Genomic DNA, 23,145 nt, shown 5'->3' with positions numbered 1-23,145 from the left:
ACCGGGCTAGCCCAACAACTTACGGAAGTAGTGGCGTCACGCGGTGTGAACTTCGTGACGCCCGTTCCGGGGAAAGATATGAAATACTCAATTCTGGTGGTGGCACTTGCCGCCGCCCTTACTGGCTGCGCGAACTCCGCAACGCGCGATCAGTTGAATATCCAGGACCCTACAGTCCTGCAAAGCGGCCTCAACGCACAGCAAAGCGTGCCGGCTGGCGCAGCGGTAAAGCAGTGGACCGACACTTATACGCCCATGAATCATCGCGGCGACAGGCTTGACGCATTGCAGACCCGACTCGACAAACTGGGTGCTGCGAAAGACAACTACTTCGGTTCGAAGGCTCAATGCTGGATCAATGCAGGCAAGGAGGAATATGCCCTGCATGACAATTGGGGTTTTGTTGAAGAAGCCATCGGTGAAGCGTCTCGTTTGACAGGTTCGCTCGAAACGGGGAACGGTTTGACACCGGCGAACCCCTCGCTGCGCACTGTCGCAACGCTCCGTCCGGATCTTTGGGAGCAGCTGAGCAAGATCAGCGCTGATCCGCGTTTCCCGCATTGCCCGCAGGCTCAGGCACTCATCGCTTGTTCCGAAGTGGAACTGATGCATGCCGGACATGAAGCCTGGACGCGCGCATACGGCGACGCCAACAAGCGCGTGGAAAAGATCCAGTCGCAACTGGCGCACTCGGATCAGGCGTTGGCAAGCTGCACGCTGCCGATACCGCCGGCACCCGTACCGGCGCCGTTGCCCGAGGTCATTTCGCTATCCGCCGACGCGCTCTTCGTATTTGATCGCGGCGATGTGGCCGGCATCAAGACTGAAGGCCGCCGTAAGCTCGATGAGATCAGCGCGCAGTTGCGTGGCACCGATCTGATCGAAAAGGTCGAGATTTCCGGCTACACCGACCGGCTGGGTAGTACCGCCTACAACCTGAAGCTGTCGCAGCAACGGGCTAACTCGGTGAAGCAATATCTGCAGGCCAAGGGCGTCACCATGCCGATCGACGCGCAAGCTCGCGGCTACGGTAAGGCACATCCTGGAACGGATTGCACGATGCGTGACAAGGATGCATTGGTTCACTGCCTCCAGCCGGACCGTCGCGTTGAAATCCGTCTGGTTGGCAAGAGCGGGGCGCATTGAGGCTGTAGCGCTTAAGCCGCTGTTGTAGTTGCTTCATCAAGGACGGCCCTCGCCAGGCGCGAGGGCCGTACAGCGCGGTGGACCGCGTATTCATGATGGTCCCTTTAACGATCCTGCTGCAGCAATTGCGCAACCTTTTGTCCGAAGGACTCGGGTCGTCCCACAAAAAAACGTTCAACCGCCTGAGTGTCGAGCAATCGCTTGCGTAATGCTTCGCGCTCGTCATGCTGGGTAATCATGCGCACGGCCGCCTCGACATAGTCGTCAACGGAACGGGTGGTGGTCCACGCGGGCATTTCCGCACGGGCGAACAGCGCGCCGTCGATATGTTCGAACACCTCTGCCCCCGTCTTGCAAACACCTGGAACGCCGACCGAAAACGCGTCGATGATCCCGTTGGTATTGCCAAACGGAAACGGGCTCAGAAACAGGTCGGCATGGTGCACTCGCCGCAGATAGGATGGGTAGTCGTGTTCGCCGTGCACGATCGCGCCCGGCACGATTTGCCGGATGGTTTCCGCGATATGTACCAGCCGCAGACCCGCGGGAAACACCGTCATGAAGTGGACCTGGACGGGTATGCCCGCGTTTTCAACAATTCGCCGGCAAGCGTCCAGAAAGCGTGGATTGAGCTTCATGGGCGTCGAGGTGACAATGACGTGCACCGCTTCGCGTCGCGGCGGAACACCCGGAATAAAATCGGGGCGGGCGCGTGCGATGTACGGTTGCCCGTCCTTGGGCAGCGTCAGCAGCTTCTCGCTGAAACACGCAGGATCGCCGACGAAGTCTTCCTCGACGCTGATGTAATCGATCATGTCCGAATGCGTGGTGGCCGGGTGGCCGAGTGCGGCAATCTGCAAGGGTGCGACGCGCAGGTTCGCCATGAAAACCGTGAGCACGAACATACCCACGCTTGGCATGTAAAGTACGTCGGGTTGTCGAGCGGCTGCGAATTTCCGGATCGTGTCCAGCGCGTGAACGATGTCGTTCTGCTCACCCAGCTCGATAAACTGGTCGAAGATCGCGCGGCCCGCGTCGTCGACGACATCAGGAAAACCAAAGCCCACCACCTCGAAGTGCTGCCTCGCCGCTTCCAACGTTCGTGAATGTGTGCGATAGATCGAGTGCGCGCGAGTAAACCACTCCACTACGACGATCATCAGCGGCTTCGACCGCTTGGGCCGCTTGGGCCGCGCTGGCGAAACCGGGCTGCTCCAGCCGATCTGATCGAGCTTGCGGCGCACGAGCAGATTGATTCCCTTCTTGATGGCATGCCGCTCGGGCAGGTCTGCATAGCTGCAGTGCATGTAAGCGGCCGGCAGAATATCCGGTGCCAGGTCATCGAGATTCCGGATCTGCGCCAGCTTCTCAGGTAGCCATTTCAGCAAGGTCTCGCGCTTCAGATGCGCCGTCTGCGTTCCGAGAAACGGCGAGGCGACAAGGGCAACCGCCAGTTTTGCGGCAAGTAGCGAGTCGTGTCTCCACAGGGCATCAAGATCGATTACCACGTCCGACTGGATCGAATAAAGCAGGCATAGCTTTTCGACAAATGAATCGCCAGCCAGGAAGTGTTTGTCGTCAGGGCCACGAGGATTCAGCGTGCGGATGATATGGTCGGCGTTGCCAAAAGGCGTGGCCGCGAAAATCGTCCCGAACCATGAATGGTGCGTGAACAAGGACTTCACCTGGGCCGGATTGGGACGGAAAGCAGAATCCGCGAACAGCGCGGACACCGCACCCGCCGCGCGCGTGCAGATTCTTGCTCGTTGCAGTTCCAGTGGTAAGTGCGCAATGCCAGAGGCCGAAATTTTCCCATTCGTCTGAAGCGCCTCGAACAGCCGCTCCAATTGCGTAACGGCTGGATCATAAGCGCGACTGAAGACAAGTCGTTCAAGGTGGTCAATCGACACGTCGGTATTCATGGGTCTGGCGATGTAAGTGGGAATTGGATTGCGTGACGTCGATTTGCCGACGTACAGCAATTGGACGATTCATTTTAGGCAAAAGAAGCATGCGGTTTGAGCAACCCTTTGCGATTGTTTCTCTTTGAGAAATGCCGGCGTGCTTCGATGCGAGAGGCTGACAGACTGCAACGACAGTCCTGAAGAATTTTTGCAAAACCGGAAGGCGAGGTGCGAAACTGCAATGGGTTCGCAACGTGCGCGAACTGCCCGCGACATTCCCACCATGAGCCATGCAATCTGAGCCGTGTCACCCGCCGACGGGGCAACCCGAATCCATTGCTGTCTCCGAAGTTTTCGAGTTGGCGCTGTCGCATCATCGGGCGGGCCGCCTCGCCGAGGCGGAGCAGATTTATCGCCGCGTCGTCTCGGCTGAGCCCACTCATGTGCAGGCGTTGCTCGGCCTCGCTTTGACATGTTCGTCACTCGATAAGCATTCCGAAGCAATTGACGCCTATCGTCGGGCGCTATCTGTCGCACCGGATCTTGCCGATGCGCATCTCGGCATCGCCAGATCACTAACGGCATTGCAGCAGGTCGATGAAGCCATCGATCACTACCGCCGCGTGCTGAAGCTGCGAGCGGATTCGTCCGTTGCCGTCCATGAATTGCTTGCGCTGCTCGAGCGCCTCGGTCGCTACGATGAAGCGATTTCGTGCTGCGAAAACGCCGCTGCCGTGTGGCCAAACGAGCCGGAACTGCTGCTGCGTCTGGGCAGGATGTTGAGGCAGATCCATCGCTATGCGGAGGCGAGTGTCTATCTCGAACGGCGGGTCGCGCTCGTGCCTGATGATGTCAATGCCTGGTTCGATCTGGCGTATGCCTACGATGCGCAACGACGTTTCGAAGCGGCGTTGACCGCGTACCGGAAGGCGCTGGTCCTGCAACCCGACTCGGCGCCTCTGAATAACAATCTCGCATTCACCCTTGTAGGACTCGCCCGCTACGAGGAAGCGGAGCGGCATTTTCGAGAAGCCATCCGGCTTCAGCCGACCTTGTCGGAGGCCCATAATCAGCTGGGCATGTTGTTGCTGCGGCGTGGAGATTATTCGGAAGGCTGGCGGCACTTCGAGCACCGCAAGACGACGGCGCGGGGTGTGCGCAACTATGCGCCGCTGCCTTTTCCGGAGTGGCAGGGGCAGCCGCTGCAGGGAAAGCGGTTTTTGCTGGCGCGTGAGCAAGGCGCCGGAGACCAGTTGCAGTTCGTCCGCTATGCCGCCGTGCTGCGGGATCTGGGGGCGAGCGTCGATGTCTGGCTGCAGGAGGATCTGGTCGACCTATGCCGCTCGGCGTCCGGCGTGAATGAGGCGTTGGGTCAACCGCCGTCCGCCGGCTATGACTACTGGTGCCGCCTGATGAGCGTGCCGGCCGTGCTTCCCGCCAGTACGCCGATTCCCACGACCGTGCCCTACCTGTTCGCCGATCGGACCCGGGCCTCGGACTGGTCGGCCCGATTGCAGGCGATAGCCGGTGGTATGCGCAAGATCGGCCTGGTCTGGGCCGGCAATCCGGCGCATCATTTCGATGCTTTCCGGTCTGTGCCATTGCGCACACTTGCCCCGCTGGGCGAGCTACCGGGGATAAGCTGGTGTGCGCTTCAGAAAGGGCCAGCGCAAAACGAGATTGCGAGCGTCGGCCCAGACTGGCCTATCCACAGCCTGGGCGACGAACTGCATGACTTCGCCGCTTCGGCGGCGTTGATCGACGCGCTGGACCTCGTGATAACGGTCGATACCTCGATTGCCCATCTCGCCGGCGCGCTGGGCAAACCCGTCTGGATTCTGCTGGCCGCCCAGCCGGATTGGCGCTGGATGCTGCACCGCACGGATAGCGTCTGGTATCCGACGGCGCGTTTATTCCGGCAGGAGACGCTGGGTGAATGGGGCGATGTCGTGACCCGTCTCAAACAGGCATTGCTGGAAGGCCTGGCATAAGCGCGTTTCCCCGCGGCACCTCCACGCCCGATTGCCGACCATCAGGCGTGGCAGCGTCGCCTACATGCGTCCTACAAGATTTCGGCTTATTCCGATGTGCGCGTGGGATCGAAGCCGTCAGAATTTAAATCTGAGATCGCGGTGGCGTTGATAAAAAACCACCGGTCGTATCCGCGGAGTCATAGGGAATCGCCCGTCCAGAAAACGCCGAAAATTTCCCGAAACCTGAAATCCGCGGTTAATCCCATGCCAGAACCGTCCGGAGATAGTTAAGTGAAAAGAATCGTTATTGTCGACGACCATCCGCTGATTCGCGCTGTGGTGTCACAGCTTCTATGCACCGATCCGGAACTCGAAATCATCGGTGAGGCGGAAGATGGCAGCGAAGGTCTTGAACTGATTCTTTCCACGGCCCCGGATCTGGTGATTATCGATCTTGAATTGCCGAAAATTGACGGTCTAACCGTTATTCGGCATGTCCGTAAAGTTAATCAGAAAATCCGTATTTTTGTGCTGTCCGCCAAGCCGGAGCATCTGATGGCGCCGCATGCCCGGCTGGCGGGCGCCAATGGTTATTTCGGCAAGGTGCGGAACGTCAATGAACTGCTGCCGGCAGTCAAGTCGTTGTTATACGGCTATGACTGTTTCGCGGCAAATGTCACCGAGCAGGGTGAAGAAAGTGGCCTGAACTCGCTGTCGTCGCGTGAACTCGAAGTATTGCACCATATCGTGCGCGGTATTAATAACAAAGAAATCGCGGCACTGCTGAAACTGAGTCCTAAAACCGTGAGTACCTATAAAACCCGTGTCCAGACGAAACTAGGCGTGTCGTCGGTGGCGGGTTTGATTGAATTCACGATGAATCAACGGTTGGCCGGTTAGTTTGGCTGACGTAAGTGTTTTTAATCCGGCATCACGAAATCGCGGCAATTCGGGCCCGGACGGCGCCCGGATTGCCGGCTACGCAAATTGAAACGCGGCTGCGCCGCATTGGAGAAATACCTCATGAACGGACCCTTTGCTTTGATCGGAGGCGACCTCGCGCTCCCGTTGCTGCGTCCGTTCGACGGCGTGCCTCCGCCGTTCGGCGCATATGGGACGGCGATGAAGGCAGCCGCGCAAAAGGCCGTGCGTCAGAATGACGAGTCGGGGGACGGGCGGCGTCCAACCAAGGTCCGGCACACCTTCTTCTATCAGCCCGCGCCACCGCGTGCCAAGGCCGGCAATTTCGACGCGGCAATGGAGGAGGTGCGACGCTATCTGTCTATGGAGACGGTGCGGCATAAGTCGTCGCGCTCCGACTACCTCCTCGGAGCGGCGATTTTTGTCGGATACGGTATTGGTCTGTCATGGTTGCTGGCGACTTCCTCGATGCCTGAAATGGAAAAGTCGAAGCCGACGGCCGTGAAGCCTGGCCTCATCATGGCACCGAATGTCAGCGGCCAGAGGCCGTCGACAATCACACCCCTGAAGACAACGCCGCGGACGCCGCCGCGTGCGGCGACGAAGCTGGAACCCGCCGTAACACAGGCCTCTGCCGGTACCGCGAAACCCGACGGTCAGACTTGGGACGTACCTCAGGTCGGCAATCGAAAGCTCATGCCGTTTGCTGCTCAGGAGAAATTCGTCCTGGCGCCGCAAAAGGCGGGCGCGCGCGTCGGCGTTGCGCATCTGAGCGACGCGCATGTGCAGGCGCGCATGCGGCTGAACCGGAAGGCTCGTCCGGTGGTGCATCCTTCTGCGTCGGCACAACCCGAGTGGACGCGCGGCGCTGCGTCGAACGGGCAGGGCGGCGAGCAGGTCGGTTCGCTCGTGTGGGCTGCGCGTCATCAGCGTGCGCCGGTCGAGGTGTATGCCGCGCCGTCGTCGGATGAGCATTGGGACGGCCACATGACGCAGCGCCGGGTCATGGACGACCCGGATGCCTTTCTGGGCAGTCGCGGCGAATAGCCAGGAACCAGGACGCAGGACCGAGGCAGCCGTCCGCCTGCAGACACCGTTTGCGCAGCAGAAAACAAAAAACCCCGTAAGACAGGAATCTTACGGGGTTTCTCGAACTTCTTCGGCTTACGCCGGAACAACTCATGGTGCCCAGGAGAGGACTCGAACCTCCACGGTGTTGCCACCGCTAGGACCTGAACCTAGTGCGTCTACCAATTCCGCCACCTGGGCACGTCTTGAAGCTAGACCGCTATTTTAGCGGGATGAATTAGCGTGTCAATGGGGACTTTAACATTCGCTTCATTCAAACCCGTCTGGACCGCCCATTCGAAGCATTAACTTCGATACGAGGCTTCCCGTCCTGCTAAATTCTGCTAAAGAGACTTCGTCACGCGTTCGGATGTATTCAAACTCGCGGTGAAGCCTCACACAAAAAGTAAAGCCGCTCGGAAGCGGCTTTACTTTTGAATCTGGTGCCCAAGAGAGGACTCGAACCTCCACAGTGTTGCCACCGCTAGGACCTGAACCTAGTGCGTCTACCAATTTCGCCACCTGGGCAGGTGTCTGTAGAACAGAGACCGCTATTATAGCGACGCAATCGTACCTGTCAAGCATTTCGAGAAAACCGCCAAACGCCCGCCGATTGTGCCCCTGAGCGCCTTCTGACACGGCGCGTAGCGCGCAATACGGGTGTTAGAATGCCTCGCAGTAGTTCGTTGGCACGGTGCACAAGCCCGTCGGACTCAGCCTTGAACGAGCCAGACCCGAGCAGTCAATCGCAGGTGCAACAGCCGCGTCATTACGCCGACCGACGTCCATGCAACGAGAAAAAATCATCGACAAGCCCTTGAGCAAATATCCGTATCCGATTCCGAGCCGCGAAGAAATCCTCGGCGTGCTACGCACGAGTGAAGCGCCGCTTGCAGCGAACGACATCGCCGAAGCGTTGTCGATCAAGCGCCAGGAGCGCGAAGGATTTTTCAAGCGCCTGGCGGCGATGGAGCGCGACGGCCAGATCCGGCTCGATCAGCGCAATCTCTACCAGCTTACGCATCCCTCCAATTTCGTCGGCGGCCGGGTGCAGGGCCATCGCGACGGCTACGGTTTTCTGGTGCGCGACGACGGCCAGGACGACCTGTTCCTGCCCACCGGCGAGATGCAAAAGGTCATGCACAACGACCGCGTGCTGGCGCGCATCGTCGGCTATGACCGGCGCGGCCGGCCCGAAGGCCATATCGTCGAAGTCACGGACCGCGCCAACAAGCGCGTGATCGGACGTCTGCTCAACGAAAACGGCGCGCTGATCGTGGCGCCCGAAGACAAGCGCATCGGCCACGATATTCTCATCACGCAGAACACCAAGAAGGCCAAGGTCGGTCAGGTGGTGGTGGTCGAACTGACGGACTTCCCGAGCCGTCATTCACAGCCGCTCGGCCGCGTGGTGGAAGTGCTGGGCGATATCGACGACCCGGGCATGGAAATCGAAATCGCCGTGCGCAAGTACGGCGTGCCGCACGAGTTCAGCCAGGCCGCGCTCGATGACGCCGCCAGGCTGCCCGACGAAGTGCGTCCCACCGACATTCGCCATCGCGTCGACCTGCGCGACGTGCCGCTCGTCACGATCGACGGCGAAGACGCCCGCGACTTCGACGATGCCGTCTATTGCGAACCGATCGCGGTGGGCAAGGGCGAGGGCTTCCGCCTGATCGTGGCGATTGCCGACGTCTCGCACTATGTGCATCCGAAGAGCGGGCTCGACGTCGATGCGATCGAACGCAGCACGTCGGTCTATTTCCCGCGCCGCGTGATTCCCATGCTGCCGGAGAAGCTGTCGAACGGCCTGTGTTCGCTGAATCCGCACGTCGACCGTTGCGTGCTGGTGTGCGACATGGTGATCACCGCGCGCGGCGAGATCAAGGCGTATCAGTTTTATCCGGGCGTGATGCATTCGTCGGCGCGGCTGACCTATACCGAAGTCGCCGCGGTGCTGAAGAACACCAAGGGTCCCGAAGCGACGCGTCGCGCGGCCTTGCTGCCGCAACTGCAGAATCTGTATGGCGTGTACAAGTCGCTGTTCGCCGCGCGCCAGAAACGCGGCGCAATCGACTTCGACACCACCGAGACCTACATCGTCTGCAACGCCCAGGGCAAGATCGAGCAGATCATCCCGCGCACCCGCAACGACGCCCACAAGCTGATCGAAGAATGCATGCTGGCCGCCAACGTCTGCGCGGCCGACTTCATGAAGCGCAACAAGCATCCCGGCCTGTACCGCGTGCACGCCGGCCCGACCGCCGAGAAGCTCGAGAACCTGCGCACATTCCTGCGCGGCATGGGCCTGACGCTGGGCGGCGGCGACTCGCCGCACGCCAGCGACTACGCCGCGCTGATGGCGCAAATTCGCGACCGTCCCGACGCCCAGATGCTGCAAACCATGCTGCTGCGCTCGATGCAGCAGGCGGTGTACAGCCCGGACAACATTGGCCACTTCGGTCTCGCCTATGAGGCCTACGCCCACTTTACGAGCCCGATTCGCCGCTACCCCGATCTGCTGACCCACCGCGCGATCTACGCGATCCTGCAGGGCCGCAAGTACACGCCGGAAGCGCCGCACGGCGTCGATCTGAACACCGCCTTGTCGCCGCGCGCCCGCGCCATGCAGCAGGCCGATGACGAAAAGCGCGGCCGCACGCGTTCGAACAACGTGGCGATCTGGGAAGAACTCGGCCTGCATTGCTCGGCCAACGAGCGCCGCGCCGACGAAGCCTCGCGCGACGTCGAAGCCTGGCTCAAGTGCTATTTCATGCGCGACAAGCTCGGCGAAGAGTACGGCGGCATGGTGAGCGGCGTGACCTCGTTCGGCATCTTCGTGCAACTCGATGCGCTGTTTATCGAAGGCCTCGTGCATGTCACCGAACTGGGCTCGGATTACTTCCAGTACGACGAGATCAAGAACGAGTTGCGCGGCGAACGCACGGGTATTCGCTATCGTCTGTCGGACCGGGTGCGGGTGCAGGTGAGCCGCGTCGATCTGGATGCACGCAAGATCGACTTCCGGCTGGTGCGTGATACGCCCATCAAGTCGCCGGGCTCGCGGCCGGCGCTGGTCGACAAATCCGCCTCCGAGCCGGGTGGTCCGCGGGTTCGCTCGCTGCCGCCGGCCGAGGGCGGCGCGGGAGGGCGTCGCAGCAAGAAGGCGGCGCCTGCGCCCACGCTCGCCGTCAAGGAAGCCCGCGCCGCGCGCGGGGCGGCCAGAAAGCACGGCGCCTCGGCCAAGTCGGCGGCGTCGTCGAAGCCACAGGCGCGCAAGAAGCGCTGATTCCGCGGCAGGATGTGCACGGCGCCGCGATTCATCGCGGTTGCCGCGTAGGTCCTGCCGCAGCGGGTCCGCCGCGCGCAACGGGTACATGTTCATGTGCCGGTTGCGCGCGGTCTGCATTTGATTTGTATTTATCCCAGTAGTGCATCCGCGTTGCGGAGCGCTCAATCAAAGGTTGTTTCAGTCATGTCACGTCTCAAGGTTCTATACGGTTTCCACGCAGTAACCGCACGTCTGCGCCACGATGCTGCCACGGTCGAAGAGGTGTATTACGACGCGACGCGTAAAGATCGCCGCATGACGGAGTTTCTCCACGCGGCGAAGGAAGCGGGCGTGCGTCTGATTGCAGCCGACGAAACGCGCCTGTGGGGCCTCGCGCACACCGAGCGCCACCAGGGCGTGGTCGCGCGCGCCGGTGACCTGCCGCTGGCGCAGAATCTCGCGGAACTGCTCGACGGCATCGCCGGCGCGCCGCTGATCCTGGTGCTCGACGGCGTGACCGATCCGCACAACCTGGGTGCCTGTCTGCGAGTCGCGGACGCGGCGGGTGCGCATGCGGTAATCGCGCCGCGCGACCGGGCGGTCGGCCTGAACGCCACGGCGGCGAAAGTGGCCAGCGGCGCGGCCGACACCGTACCGTACATCACGGTGACGAACCTGGCGCGCGCGCTGCGCGAACTGAAGGACGCCGGCGTCTGGGTCGTAGGCACAGCCGACGAAGCCACCGCCAGCGTCTACGAAACCAAACTCGACGGCCCGGTCGCGCTGGTGATGGGGGCGGAAGGCGAGGGCATGCGCCGTCTCACGCGGGACACCTGCGACATCGTCATGAAGATTCCGATGGCGGGTAGCGTCGAAAGTCTCAACGTCTCCGTGGCGAGCGGTGTTTGCCTGTACGAAGCGGTGCGGCAACGCTCCGTCAAGGTCCAGGCCTAAGGGCAAAGAGGGGGCTGACGAAACCTTCGTGCTTGCCGGATCAAGCCGCGCGGCGCATGCTAGTCCGGTAGACTTCCGTTTTTTCCGCCTCTTAGCAATTGCCATGACTCAAGACGAACTCAAGCAACTGGTCGGCCAGGCCGCCGCCGATTATGTGAATGCGAACGTGCCCGAAGGCGCCGTGATCGGCGTCGGGACCGGGTCGACCGCCAACTGTTTCATCGACGCGCTCGCCACGACGAAGCAGCGCTATCGCGGCGCGGTGTCCAGTTCGCACGCCACCACGGCGCGGCTGCAATCGCACGGCATCAAGGTGTTCGATCTGAACGAGATCGAAGGGCTGCCGGTGTACGTGGACGGCGCCGATGAAATCGACCACAGCGGCGCGATGATCAAGGGCGGCGGCGGGGCGTTGACGCGCGAAAAGATCGTGGCGTCGGTGTCGGACGTGTTCGTGTGCATCGCGGACGCCAGCAAGCGCGTCGCCGTGCTCGGCCAGTTTCCGCTGCCGCTCGAAGTGGTGCCGATGGCCCGCACCGCAATCGGCCGCCGCGTGACCGCATTGGGCGGCGTGCCGGTCGTGCGCGTGACGAAGGACGGCGCGCCTTTCATCACCGACAACGGCAACGAGATCATCGACATCAAAGGTCTGCAGATTGCCGATCCGCGCGCACTCGAAGCACGGATCAACGCGTGGCCAGGCGTCGTAACCGTGGGTCTGTTCGCAGAACGCGGCGCGAATCTGTGTCTGCTCGGCACGGATACGGGTGTCGAAACGGTTCGCTACAGCCGCGGCTAGGATCGCCGCGAGTAACGCGGTATGCAAGCAAGGGCATCGCGCGGCGCGTCGGGCGCAGCGCGATGCCTTTTTGTCTCCAGTCACACATAGCGCTGTCTTGCAGGCGGCCTGATAGCGCTCATTCCTGCGCTTGCGCTCCCATTTAAGCCTCTAGCCGCCCCGGACCGCCTGCCAGGCCGTTCTCGCCCATATCGTGATTGGCATCGACGCCACAGCCACGAACCTTCACTTTTTGTCATCTCTCGATAGCGGAGTGTGGTCGTGCGCACGCTCGGCCGACGGCGCTCCTTTTAAACTCGGTTGCGTGGCGTTGGACTGCCGCGCGTATTGGGTGCGACCGGTATGACTTTCCGGTGACCCGCGTGTGAACCATGCGGACCGCTCCCGTTCCGGCGGGGTAGGTGACTTATCCGTCGGGTGATACGACGCCATATGTCGGTCAGAACGGGACGGCGAATTGCAAAAAATTCGTCATCCTAAGTAATGGAGAGGAGCAGGCAATGCCGAAGGAATCGCGGACGAACGGCGCGCGGTGTCGTCATAGGGGACTTGCGCAAACATGCCGGTGCGTTCGGTCTGGCATTGACCGATGTCTAAAGAATACAAACTTCTGAACAGGAAAATTCAAATAATATGAATGCCGATCGCCTTTCGGGCCAGGTCCCCGATATCGTTGAAGCCTGGGCTGCGTTGCAGAGCAAGGTATTTATCAAGCCGATTCGCAACGAGCAGGAATACGAGGAGATGGGACAGCTCGCGCATGCGCTGAAGAATCATCTTCAGGGCGACACAGGCAATCCGCTTGCAGATCTGCTCGGTGTCGTGTCCGACCTGATCGGTGTCTGGGAAAATCGCCACGTGGTGCTGCCCGAAGCCGAGCCGCGCGAAGTGCTGCGCCATCTGCTCGAAACGCACGGCCTCAAGCAAAAAGACCTCGCGGATATCGCATCGCCCACCGTGGTAAGCGACATCCTCGCCGGGCGCCGTGCGATCAGCAAGAATGTGGCGAAGGCACTCGCCGTGCGTTTTCGCACGGACGTCAGGGTTTTTCTGTAACGCTCCGCCAGAATTCATGACGTAACAATGCGAAGTAAAGGGATGTTTTAACCGTACTTAAAACATTGATACTTCGTATTACTAAAGAAAATAGGCCGTATTTCCTGAGCCGGAAGCCAATTGAGTAGCGCCGTTCGCCGTTCGTCGCCGAACGGCCGGCCGCCCCTTGGTGGTTTTCGCATCGCTACGCCTCCAGAACGCGAACTTCGCTCGTTGCCTGAGCGAAGCCGATCCGCGCGCATCCATAACGGGCGCCTGAACCGCGTCGTCGTGTCTTAGGGCATTTCCCGTGTTGCGAATGAAACAGCATCGTTGGTGTGATGCCGCACGGAATCCTTGGACCTGAGGACGTAGTTTATCGACATGGAATGAAGCACTGCTTGCCGGACGAACCGTAAGGCGGCGTGCACCGAAAACAGAAGGCGTGTGGACAGCCATGCACGCCCCACGGTGACGCTGCGGTGTTCGTATTCAACAAGGTGCGGTCGATGGAAAACGTCGGCGAGGACAGTAGGGGGAGTCTCGCTACCAGCGTTAAAAGGAGGCGAGGTTTGCGCTACTGGCGTGCGATCCGCCAGGCGGAAATCATGGCAGCCGTGTGCGGCGGCGAGCGAAGCGCTCGGCGCGGGAACGTTAAGGTTTGGGGTAACCGAAATGTCTGTACTAATCCATCGAGTCATCGACATCGCACTGATTGTATTGGGTGCGTTTGGCGCGTTACATCTGAATCTGCCCCAGGTGGGCCATCCACACGAGCTCGATCCATCGGTCGTGGCGTTTGTCGCGGCCCTGGCGCTGTCCGTGTTTCCCGCTTGCGGAACCTATCCGCCGCAGCGAACCCGCTCGGTGGTCGGCACGGCAAGCCGAACGGCATTTGCCTGGCTTGCCGTGCAGCTTTGCGGCCTCGCTTTGCTGTATGCGATTCATCGCGAGAACCACTTGTCGCTGACGTGGTTTCTCTACTGGACGCTGATGACGGGCATCTCGTTGCTCGGCTCGCATACGCTGATTTTTGCTGAATTCAATCTTGCCCGTCAGGCCGGTCTGCGGCTGGTGCGTGGCGGCTCGTTGCGCGCACCGCGTGAGACGACCGCGCCCGCGGAAGGTCTTAATTACGCCGGCGCGGCACGCAACTTCGTCAAGCGCAGCTTCGACGTGGTGCTGGGCGCATCGTTGATAGTGGTGTTTCTGCCTGTGCTTGGGTTGCTGGCGCTTCTGGTGATGAGCGACGGTGGTCCCGCCATGTTTGGACATGTCCGCGTGGGACGGAACGGCAAGCGGTTTCGTTGCCTGAAGTTTCGTTCGATGGTCGTCAACGCGGATCAGGTGCTCAAGGCTCTGATCGAAAGCGATCCGCTGGCCCGCGCCGAATGGGAGCGCGATTTCAAACTGAAGAACGATGTGCGGGTCACGCGAATCGGCCGTTTTCTGCGCCGCACGAGCCTGGATGAATTGCCGCAACTGTGGAACGTGGTGCGCGGCGACATGAGCCTGGTGGGTCCGCGACCGGTGATCGATCAGGAGCTGGAGCGCTACGGCGCGAGCGTCATGTACTACCTGATGGCCAAGCCTGGCATGACCGGCCTGTGGCAGGTCAGCGGGCGCAGCACGACGGACTATGCGACGCGCGTGTCGCTCGACGTGGCGTATGTGCAGAACTGGTCGTTGCTGCGCGACGTGACGATTTTATTCAAGACTTTCAAAGTCGTCTTCAAGGGAAGCGGCGCTTATTGAAGGCGTGTCACGAATGCGTGTCACGTATGGATCAAAGACGAAATGATGGGGCGGGGTGGCAACAGCGGTAAGCACATGGTACGCAGTCCAGACGAAAGCAGCCAATAAATTCTACATAGCGGGGCGCGTTGCAACGGGGGCTTCAGGTTGAACGCGCGACGGAAGGGAGTAGCGACGATGTCAGGTATCAAGTTGAATTCGGTAAGGACCAGGAACGCGGATGAGTTGAGCGGCTTGCCGGCAAAGCAGGCAGCCGGCATGCGCGATTGTTCGACTCAGTCTCACGCCGGCAAACGCCGGCCGCACTTCAGGACCGTGCTAGGCGGCATGGCGCTCGCGGCGTGCGTCGCAGGCTGCTCGTGGTCGCCGGGGATGTCGTTTAATTCCCCGCCTCCATCCGCCGGGTCGGAACAGACCTCGGCCGCGAGCGGTTTGAGCACCACCGTGCATTCGACCGACGCTCGCTCGGGCAAAAGTGCCGACGCTCCGCCGGTCGGCTCGATGATCGAGATCACTGACGATCTGGTCGAGAAGGAGCGGTCCGAACGTTCGAAAACCGTTCCGCCCGATGTCACGCAATTGTTCGCCAAGCCGGCTCCGTACACGCTGGGGCCAGGCGACATTCTGAGCATCGTGGTGTGGGATCACCCCGAACTGAACATGCCGGGCGCGTCGCCTTCGGCCGGCCCGGAAGCAAACGGTTCGGACTCGATGACCTCAGGCTATACGGTCGACTCGGGCGGCCGGATCCAGTATGCCTATATCGGTCCGATCAAGGTCGAAGGTCTCACCGAAATGGAAGCGCGCGATCTGCTCGCCGAAAAGTTGAGCCGTTACGTGCGGGCGCCCCAACTGACGGTGCGGATTCAGACCTACCGCAGCAAACGCGTCTATCTGGACGGTGCGGTCAAGAATCCCGGCGTGCTGGTTCTGAACGACATGCCGATGACCTTGCCCGAGGCCATCAATCGCGCCGGCGGCTTCATGCCCACGGCCGACCGCTCGTCGGTCGCGATTACGCGAGGTGACAAGACAGTGGTGGTCGACATTCCCGACATGATCGCCAAGGGTGTGAACCCGGACAACATCGAACTGCGCAGGGGCGACATGGTGCGCGTTTTCGCGCAGACCGACACGAAGGTGTATGTGTTCGGCGAAGTGACGCGGCCCGGCAGCCTGACTTTCAACAATGGCCGGATGAGCCTGAACGAGGCGCTAGGCGACGCGGGGGGCATCAGTCAAACGTCCGGCGATGCATCGCAGGTCTTCGTCGTTCGCGGGCGTGACGCGGGCAAGCCGGTGGTGTTCCATCTGAACGCGGGTTCGCCGGCGGCAATGGCGACCGCGGATGGCTTCGAGCTACGACCCAACGACGTCGTGTTCGTCGACGCGTCGGCGCTTGTGAGGTGGAGCCGTGTGATTGGCCTGCTGGTGCCGAGCACCCAGGCGGCGGCGGCTACACGAGCGGTCGGTTATTGATGAGCAGGATTTTTTGCGTGGTTTGGCGGCAATCAATCCAGCAGTGCTGAAAATAAAACAGGCAGAGCGGGAACGCCTGGCAATGTAGGGGGAGGACGTATGAATTACCGCAAACCGTCATTCGAGATGATCGATGCTGGACCCGGGCAGGAGAATCACATGGGTAGTCTTCTGGACGTGCTGTACCAGAACCGCCGCATGATCGTCATCGTCACGGCCTGCTTCGTCTTTTTTGGCGTAGCGTATGCGCTGCTTTCGGCGCCGGTTTATCAGGCGGACATCCTGATCCAGGTCGAGGAAACCCCGAACACCGCCAAGGACGCCCTGAGCGACGTGAAATCCATGTTCGCCGTGAAGACGGCGGCTTCAGCGGAGATCGAGGTCTTGCGTTCGAGACTGGTGATCGCGGGCGCGGTGAAAAGCGCGCAACTCGACATCAGCGCGACGCCGCGCTATTTCCCCGTGATCGGCCGGTGGCTCGCGAGCCAGTTGAAGGACCTGACCCATTCCGGTATGGGCGGATATGCGTGGGGCCGCGAGCACATCTCCGTGTCGAAATTCGATGTCCCCGACGAACTGGATGGCGCGAAGTTCATCGTGACGCAGCGCGAGAACGGCAATTATTCGTTGAAGTACAAGGACATCGAACTGTCGGGACGAGTGGGTGAACTGCTGCATGCGGAAACCAGCGCAGGGACGATCGATCTGCTCGTCGACCAGATCGTCGGCAAGCCGGGCGTCGGTTTTGAACTCGTTCGTAGTTCTGAGCTTTCGGCGATCCAGAATGTGCAGGACGGTTTGCTGATTCTGGAGAAGGGTAAAGACTCGGATGTGATCGGTGTGGCTCTGGAGGGCACGGATCCGAAGAAGATTAGCGCGATCCTCAACGCAATCGGCGCGGCGTATGTGCAGCAAAATGTCTTGCGTACTCAGGAAGAAGCGCAAAAGTCGATTTCGTTTCTCGACGGACAATTGCCTGAACTGAAGTCCAAACTGGAGACGGCGGAAAACGAATTCAACACTTTCCGCGCCAAGAACGGCACGGTGGATCTGACTGCGGAAGCGGCGGCGCTTTTGCAGCGCTCGGCGATGGCGCAGGGCAAGGTCGCCGATCTCCAGCAGCAGCGTGCCTTGCTGCTCGCGCGCTATACCGAAGAAAATCCGGCGGTGATCGCGGTCAACGACGAATTGAACGAAGCTCAAAGAGAAGTGGGCGGCATTGCCGCCGTGACGCGCCAATTGCCTCCGATGGAGCAAAATCTGCTGCGCTTGCAAAGAGAGGTGCAGGTCGACACCAATCTGTACACGAACCTGCTCAACACGCGTGAACAATTGCGGCTTCTCAAGGCCGGCAAAGTATCGAATGTGCGCCTCGTGGATACCGCCATCGTGCCGGACCGTCCCATCCGGCCGAAGCGTTCGCTTGCCGTGGCGGGCTCGCTCATGACCGGTCTGTTCGTGGGCGTCGCGCTCGTATTGATCAAGCGGAAACTGGTCGACGGGGTGGCCGCGCAGGACGAAATCGAAGCCGGTACGGGGCTGGCCGTCTACGCAACGGTTCCGCGCAGCAAGACGCAGGAAATGCTGACACGCAAGCTGTCGGGCAATACCGTCTTAAACCTGGTGCTGGCGCGGGCGTCCTCGGGCGACGCCGCGATCGAAAGTCTGCGCAGTTTTAGAAGCGCGCTCGAATTTGCCCTGCTGGATGCCACTAACCGGATTGTCCTGCTCGCCGGGCCCACTCCGATTGTGGGAAAGTCCTTCGTCTCAGTCAATCTCGCCACTCTGATCGGCGCGTCGGGGCAGCGCGTGTTGCTGGTCGATGCCGACCTGAGAAGGGGGACGTTGCATCAGTATCTTGGGGTTCCGTGCAGCCCGGGTCTCACCAATATCGTGACGCGTGGCCGCACGTTCGAAGATGCCGTGCATCGAAACATTCTGCCGGGTGTCGACTTCCTGGCCAACGGTGGATATGTACAAAACGCCAGCGAAATTCTCAAGCATCGCAACTTCCTGGCGTTTGCAACCCAGGCCGATAGCGATTATGACGTAGTCCTGATCGATGCCCCGCCGGTCCTGCCGGTGGCCGACTCGGGCATTGTGGCGTCTGTCGCGGGCATGGTGTTTTTGGTTGCCCGCCACGGCGTGACGACCGTGGAGGAACTGCGCGAGTCGACTCGCCGGTTCGAGCAGATCGGCGTATCGGTTCGGGGCGTGATCTTTAACGACGTGGCATCGCGGCCGGGCCGCTATGGCACCGGGTATGACGCGTACAAGTATCCGGATTCCGGCTTTGCCGACGATGCGGGACGGGCGAGCTGATGCTGGCGAATCTCAATCCCAGGCCGGAGCACTTCGATGCGCATACGAAATAAGCTACGCGACCTTCAGATCGTCTCGACTGCGAAGATTTTCAGCGTGCTTGGCAGGTTCGGGTACGGTCGCCGATTGATAGAAGGGGCCGGACGCACCCGCGTGGGGAGCGTGATTCTGGGGTGGCTGCTGGGATACCGGCGCAGCTTCGGGACGCTCGACGAAGTGAAGCGGGCAGTCAAGCCGTATGCGCGAGGCGGCCATGAAAATCCCGCTAACGTGGCCTTGCATCTCGAACTCAATCGCATGGCGCGGCCGAGCGACTATGCCGCCTTCTATTACCTGCGCGACCCGCTGCTTTGCGTCAAAAAGATTTTCGATCTGGGTGGCAACGTCGGCAATCTTTACTACTGCTACAGAGATTATTTGCCGCTAAGGAAGGATGTGGTCTGGACTGTCTTCGATTTGCCGGAAACCATTTCGCGCGGGCGAACCCTGGCAAGTAGCCGTAACGTACCCAATCTCCAGTTTACCGACGATCTGCAGCAGGCGAGTGGCGCCGATCTATTTATCGCCAGCGGCTCGCTGCAGTATTTCGACCGGTCGCTGCCCGAGTTGCTGGAAAGCATCGGCCAGCGTCCTCGCTATATCCTGATCAACCGGACGCCGCTGATCGACGGTCCGGACTTTGCGGTGGTCCAGGATGCGGGGCATATCCGCGTCGGTTGCAAGCTCTACAATCGCTCGAAACTGATTGCTCAGTTCGAGCGGCTGGGCTATGGCGTGCTGGGTGAGTGGCAGGCGCCCGAACTCCGGCTTTCCGTGCTGGATCGACCTTCCTCCAGCGTCGCAGCCTATGCGGGCCTGTGGCTTGAGTATCGGTAGTTTATCGCCTGATCAGGGCCCGTACCCGCCGCATGCCGCTTATCGCCGCGGCCTTGGAGCGGTCGACAAGCTCCGAATTGCCGGGTGGCCGAGGTTTCAGCCCAAGGCGGCGCAGATGATAGTTGGCGCGGTAAATGTCGCCATAGTGCTGCGGGAATTCCATGTTGAGGCTGACCGAGATGGATACGCTGTCGTGGTTTTGCACCCAGTGCGCGCCGTAAGTCGGAATGTGCAAGGCGTCGCCGGGACGCAGCGTAAAGTGGCGGGCCGCTTTCTCGGCGCCGGGTTTGAAGGTGCCCGCGCTATTCGAGACCGAGTAGTAGTTCTCGATTTCTTCTTCAGTAGTCATGCTGCGGTCGGCTGGATCGCACACCCAGATGTCCTTGGATCCCTGAACTTGCGCGAGGAAATTAACCTCGGCGTCGAAATGAAAAGCCGACTTGCGACGCGGCGAGGTGATGAGCACGATCATCTCGGCGTTTCTCAGGATCTTCGCGCCCTCGGGTCCCGCAATCTCGAGCAGGAATGCCTTGAATTCGTCGAGCAGCACCCGATAGGCCGCGTCCGTCTCGACATGTTTCAGCACCAGCCAGGCACCGGCGGTTTCGATGCGGTCGATGATCTCGGGGATCGTCATGTTCGGCTTGGGCGTGGTGCCCCATTTGTCGGCGAAACTGAGGTCGCCGGCGTCGACATACAGGTCGCCCGGGCGCCTCGAAGCGTGCTCGGCCACCTTCGCCAGCGCGTCGATGGTGAACAGCGGATGGCCCGCAAGCGGATGAATCGCGGCGAACGCCTTTTTGTGAAGCTCGCGACGGCAATCCGCCAGCGGATCGACGGTGCTCCATTCCTTGGTCTGGACAGGGGAGAGGCTGGTCAACATAGACTTGCTCCGTGGACATGAAGTAGCCGCAGGAAGAGCAACGCGTCAGGCTAACTGAAGCTGAACGGCGTGCGCGGCTTCGACAGTTCACGCCATGCAGCTTGCATGGCGACGAATGTGGACCATGTTTGCGCTCGCGAATGTTCGCCGTCGCTCATGTCACGTCAATCGGCGTCTGCAAGGTCCGGCCGTGAGCGCCGCCGGTTCGCTTATCGGGCCTTGCGCGCCGGGGCGAACTGGCAGCGTATGAGCGAGGGCGTACATTCCTCGGCAGGGCGGATCGGTCACACTCTGAACCAGATAATTTGCATGTTGTGAACTTTCGAATCTGGTTGCGTGCCGAGCGAACCGTGGCACACGGATGACGACCACCCCACGAGCGGCGCCCTGGAATCTGGTGATGAAATCCCTGCATGCCCCCAATCTGCTAATCAACGGCCGCTTTCTCGGCCGCCGCGCGACGGGTGTCGATCGGTTCGCGTTCGAGACCATCCGTGCGCTCGATCAAATGATCGAGTTGCATGATCCGCTGGTCGCCGGACTGCGTGCCGAAATCATCGTGCCTGAGGCGCTTGCCGCGATGCCGAATCAGTTTCGGCACGTCGGGCTGCGGGCAGCCGGCAAGGGCGGCGGTCTGCGCTGGGAGCAATTGGCCTTGCCGCACGCGGCCCGCGGCCAATTGCTGCTCAATCTCTGCAACTCCGGGCCGCTTTTATACGGGCGTCAGGTGACGGTGTTGCACGACGCGGCGCCTGCGCGCGTGCCGGAAAGCTATAGCCGTTCTTTTGTGGCCTGGTATCGCCTGATGGCGCCACGCATTGGCCGGGTCTCGAAGAGAGTGATCACCGTTTCGGAGTTCTCACGGCGCGAGCTGAGCGACGCCTATCAGATTCCCGCCGGCAAGATCGGCGTCGTGCCGGAGAGCGGCGAGCACATGCTACGCGTGCCACAGGACGAAGGCGCAATCGCGCCGACGCTCGGCGGCCGTCCGTTCGTGCTGGCGGTGGGAAGCAGCAACCGGCATAAAAACTTCGGGCTGGTGGGCGAGGCGGCTCGCCTGATCCGGGACGCGCAGTTCGACATCGTGGTGGTGGGCGGCGGCGACGCGAAGGTGTACGGCGCCAGCCAGGAGGCCTTGCCCGAATTCGTGAAGCATCTCGGCTACGTGAGCGACAGCGAACTGGCGTCGCTGTACCGGCGTGCCGCGTGCTTCGTCTACCCGTCGCGTTACGAGGGTTTTGGGCTGCCGCCCGTCGAGGCGCTTGCTCTCGGCTGTCCTGTGATTGCCTCGCGCCTGCCGCCTGTGCAGGAGGCTTGCGGGGACGCGGTTCTCTACACCTCGCCCGACGATCCCGCAGAATTGGCGCGCCTGCTCGAGCAAATCACCGGGGACGCCATGCTGCGTGCGCAACTGCGCGAGCGGGGCCGGCTGCTGACCGAAAAACTGACCTGGCGCGCCACGGCCGTCAAACTAATCGAGGAAATTTCGCCGTGGCTAACATAACACTCGCCTCGACCGTCGTTCACGACACGCGCGGTTTTGGCCGCGTGGCGCTCGTGCATGACTGGCTGGTTGCCTATGCGGGATCGGAGAAGGTGGTGGAGCAGATTCTTCAACTGTTCCCCCAGGCCGATCTCTACAGCGTCGTCGATTTCTTCCCGGAAGCGCAACGCGGCGCGCTGGGCGGCAAACGCGCCCGGACCTCCTTTATCCAGCACTTGCCGCGCGCCCGCAAATCGTTTCGCGCCTATCTTCCGTTGATGCCGCTCGCGATCGAGCAGTTCGATCTTTCGTCCTACGATCTGGTGATTTCGTCGAGTCACGCCGTGGCCAAGGGCGTGTTGACCGGACCGCATCAGCTCCACGTGAGTTACGTGCATTCGCCGATTCGCTACGCGTGGGATCTGCAGCATCAGTATCTGGCCGAAGCCGGCATGCAGCGCGGCATGAAAAGCTGGATTGCGCGCCTGATGCTGCATTACATGCGGATCTGGGATCAGCGCACCGCGAACGGTGTGGATGCCTTCGTCGCCAATTCGGCCTTCGTGGCGAGGCGCATCCGTAAGGCCTACGGCAGCGAAGCCACCGTGGTGTATCCGCCGGTCGACGTCGAGCGCTTTGCCCTCGGTGAGCAACATGAGGACTTCTATCTGATTGCGTCGCGCATGGTGCCGTATAAGCGTATTCCGCTCATTGTCGAGGCTTTTGCGGCGATGCCGTCGCGGCGTCTCATCGTGATCGGCGATGGCCCGGATTTCGCGCGCGCCAAAGCATGCGCGACGCCCAACGTGACCCTGCTCGGCTACCAGCCCGACGCGGTGCTGGTGGACTACATGCAACGGGCGCGTGCGTTCGTCTTTGCCGCGGAAGAAGACTTCGGCATTTCGGTGGTCGAAGCGCAGGCGTGCGGTACGCCGGTCATCGCCCTCGGCCGGGGAGGCGTGCGGGAAATCGTCGTCGACTCGGCGGATCCCGAACGCGGCACGGGCCTCTTTTTCGGCGAGCAAAGCGTGGCGGCCATCGTCGACGCCGTGGAGCGTTTCGAGCAGCGTCCGGCGTTCCGTTCGGAGGTTTGCCGACGCAACGCCTTGCGCTTCACGGCGGAGCGGTTCAAGCGCGAGTTCATGGATGTGGTGGAGCAGGCGATGGATGCAGGAAAAGAGTTTGCCGATACGCCGCCGGTGCTTCGGCGCTGGCGATCCGCCTAAGGCGGCGCCACAACAAGATCGCGCGCGTATGAACGTGCTGCGCATGGATG

General features: G+C 61.2%; 16 protein-coding genes and 2 tRNA genes. 14 read left to right on the top strand and 4 right to left on the bottom strand.

Going from position 1 to position 23,145, the window contains the following annotated elements; translation table 11 throughout:
- Nucleotides 1-45 precede the first annotated feature (45 nt).
- Complete coding sequence (locus tag FQ755_RS10980; protein ID WP_144153957.1) at nt 46-1,146, top strand: OmpA family protein; 1,101 nt, start codon at nt 46-48, stop codon at nt 1,144-1,146.
- A gap of 104 nt (nt 1,147-1,250) precedes the next feature.
- On the opposite strand, the gene FQ755_RS10975 is transcribed toward FQ755_RS10980, so the two are convergent.
- On the bottom strand, nt 1,251-3,068 hold the full coding sequence (locus tag FQ755_RS10975; RefSeq protein ID WP_144153955.1) for a glycosyl transferase family 1: 1,818 nt from the start codon (nt 3,066-3,068) through the stop codon (nt 1,251-1,253).
- A gap of 272 nt (nt 3,069-3,340) precedes the next feature.
- Between FQ755_RS10975 and FQ755_RS10970 the strand changes: the two genes are divergently transcribed.
- The 3 genes from FQ755_RS10970 to FQ755_RS10960 all read left to right on the top strand — a co-directional run bounded on the left by FQ755_RS10970 (nt 3,341) and on the right by FQ755_RS10960 (nt 6,991).
- The gene (locus FQ755_RS10970; RefSeq protein WP_144153953.1) at nt 3,341-5,041 is read left to right on the top strand and encodes a tetratricopeptide repeat protein; all 1,701 of its coding nucleotides are present in this window, start codon (nt 3,341-3,343) and stop codon (nt 5,039-5,041) included.
- Between the two features lie 273 nt (nt 5,042-5,314).
- Nucleotides 5,315-5,923 (top strand): response regulator transcription factor, encoded by a 609-nt coding sequence (locus tag FQ755_RS10965; protein ID WP_144153951.1) that lies wholly within the window; start codon nt 5,315-5,317, stop codon nt 5,921-5,923.
- Between the two features lie 222 nt (nt 5,924-6,145).
- Entirely contained in the window at nt 6,146-6,991 is an 846-nt protein-coding gene (locus FQ755_RS10960; protein WP_186308484.1) for a hypothetical protein, read from the top strand.
- Nucleotides 6,992-7,126: 135 nt separating this feature from the next.
- Here FQ755_RS10960 and FQ755_RS10955 read toward each other — a convergent pair.
- Nucleotides 7,127-7,213 (bottom strand) — tRNA-Leu (locus FQ755_RS10955).
- 240 nt (nt 7,214-7,453) lie between these two features.
- Nucleotides 7,454-7,540 (bottom strand) — tRNA-Leu (locus FQ755_RS10950).
- A gap of 259 nt (nt 7,541-7,799) precedes the next feature.
- Between FQ755_RS10950 and rnr the strand changes: the two genes are divergently transcribed.
- From rnr to FQ755_RS10910, 8 genes are all read left to right on the top strand, one after another.
- Nucleotides 7,800-10,301, top strand: coding sequence for a ribonuclease R (gene rnr / locus FQ755_RS10945; protein ID WP_144153946.1), 2,502 nt, complete (start codon nt 7,800-7,802; stop codon nt 10,299-10,301).
- A 186-nt stretch (nt 10,302-10,487) separates the two neighbouring features.
- A complete protein-coding gene (gene rlmB / locus FQ755_RS10940; protein ID WP_144153944.1) occupies nt 10,488-11,237 on the top strand; it encodes a 23S rRNA (guanosine(2251)-2'-O)-methyltransferase RlmB in 750 nt (249 codons plus the stop codon).
- Between the two features lie 103 nt (nt 11,238-11,340).
- Nucleotides 11,341-12,036 carry a ribose-5-phosphate isomerase RpiA gene (rpiA, locus tag FQ755_RS10935; protein WP_144153942.1) on the top strand — a complete coding sequence of 232 codons (696 nt, stop codon included), beginning with the start codon at nt 11,341-11,343 and terminating at the stop codon, nt 12,034-12,036.
- 633 nt (nt 12,037-12,669) lie between these two features.
- On the top strand, nt 12,670-13,092 hold the full coding sequence (locus FQ755_RS10930) for a type II toxin-antitoxin system HigA family antitoxin (RefSeq protein WP_144153940.1): 423 nt from the start codon (nt 12,670-12,672) through the stop codon (nt 13,090-13,092).
- A 654-nt stretch (nt 13,093-13,746) separates the two neighbouring features.
- Nucleotides 13,747-14,826 carry a sugar transferase gene (locus FQ755_RS10925; protein ID WP_144153938.1) on the top strand — a complete coding sequence of 360 codons (1,080 nt, stop codon included), beginning with the start codon at nt 13,747-13,749 and terminating at the stop codon, nt 14,824-14,826.
- A 258-nt stretch (nt 14,827-15,084) separates the two neighbouring features.
- Entirely contained in the window at nt 15,085-16,305 is a 1,221-nt protein-coding gene (locus tag FQ755_RS10920) for a polysaccharide biosynthesis/export family protein (RefSeq protein WP_144154642.1), read from the top strand.
- Between the two features lie 159 nt (nt 16,306-16,464).
- Nucleotides 16,465-18,627, top strand: a complete 2,163-nt coding sequence (locus FQ755_RS10915; protein ID WP_260858489.1) for a GNVR domain-containing protein — start codon at nt 16,465-16,467, stop codon at nt 18,625-18,627.
- A gap of 36 nt (nt 18,628-18,663) precedes the next feature.
- Nucleotides 18,664-19,503 (top strand): methyltransferase, TIGR04325 family, encoded by an 840-nt coding sequence (locus FQ755_RS10910; protein WP_144153934.1) that lies wholly within the window; start codon nt 18,664-18,666, stop codon nt 19,501-19,503.
- A 1-nt stretch (nt 19,504) separates the two neighbouring features.
- Here the strand turns inward: FQ755_RS10910 and FQ755_RS10905 are convergent, their stop codons facing one another.
- The gene (locus tag FQ755_RS10905) at nt 19,505-20,386 is read right to left on the bottom strand and encodes a cupin-like domain-containing protein (RefSeq protein ID WP_144153932.1); all 882 of its coding nucleotides are present in this window, start codon (nt 20,384-20,386) and stop codon (nt 19,505-19,507) included.
- Between the two features lie 400 nt (nt 20,387-20,786).
- Here FQ755_RS10905 and FQ755_RS10900 point away from each other — a divergent pair, with 400 nt between their 5' ends.
- Both FQ755_RS10900 and FQ755_RS10895 read left to right on the top strand, forming a co-directional pair.
- Nucleotides 20,787-21,890 (top strand): glycosyltransferase family 4 protein, encoded by a 1,104-nt coding sequence (locus tag FQ755_RS10900; protein ID WP_144153930.1) that lies wholly within the window; start codon nt 20,787-20,789, stop codon nt 21,888-21,890.
- Nucleotides 21,878-23,095 carry a glycosyltransferase family 4 protein gene (locus FQ755_RS10895; RefSeq protein WP_144153928.1) on the top strand — a complete coding sequence of 406 codons (1,218 nt, stop codon included), beginning with the start codon at nt 21,878-21,880 and terminating at the stop codon, nt 23,093-23,095. Before FQ755_RS10900 ends, FQ755_RS10895 begins: the two co-directional genes overlap by 13 nt.
- Nucleotides 23,096-23,145: the final 50 nt, after the last annotated feature.

This window comes from Paraburkholderia sp. BCC1885 (genome assembly GCF_900996235.1).
GTDB lineage: Bacteria > Pseudomonadota > Gammaproteobacteria > Burkholderiales > Burkholderiaceae > Paraburkholderia.
This window is presented reverse-complemented; position numbering and strand designations above follow the sequence as displayed.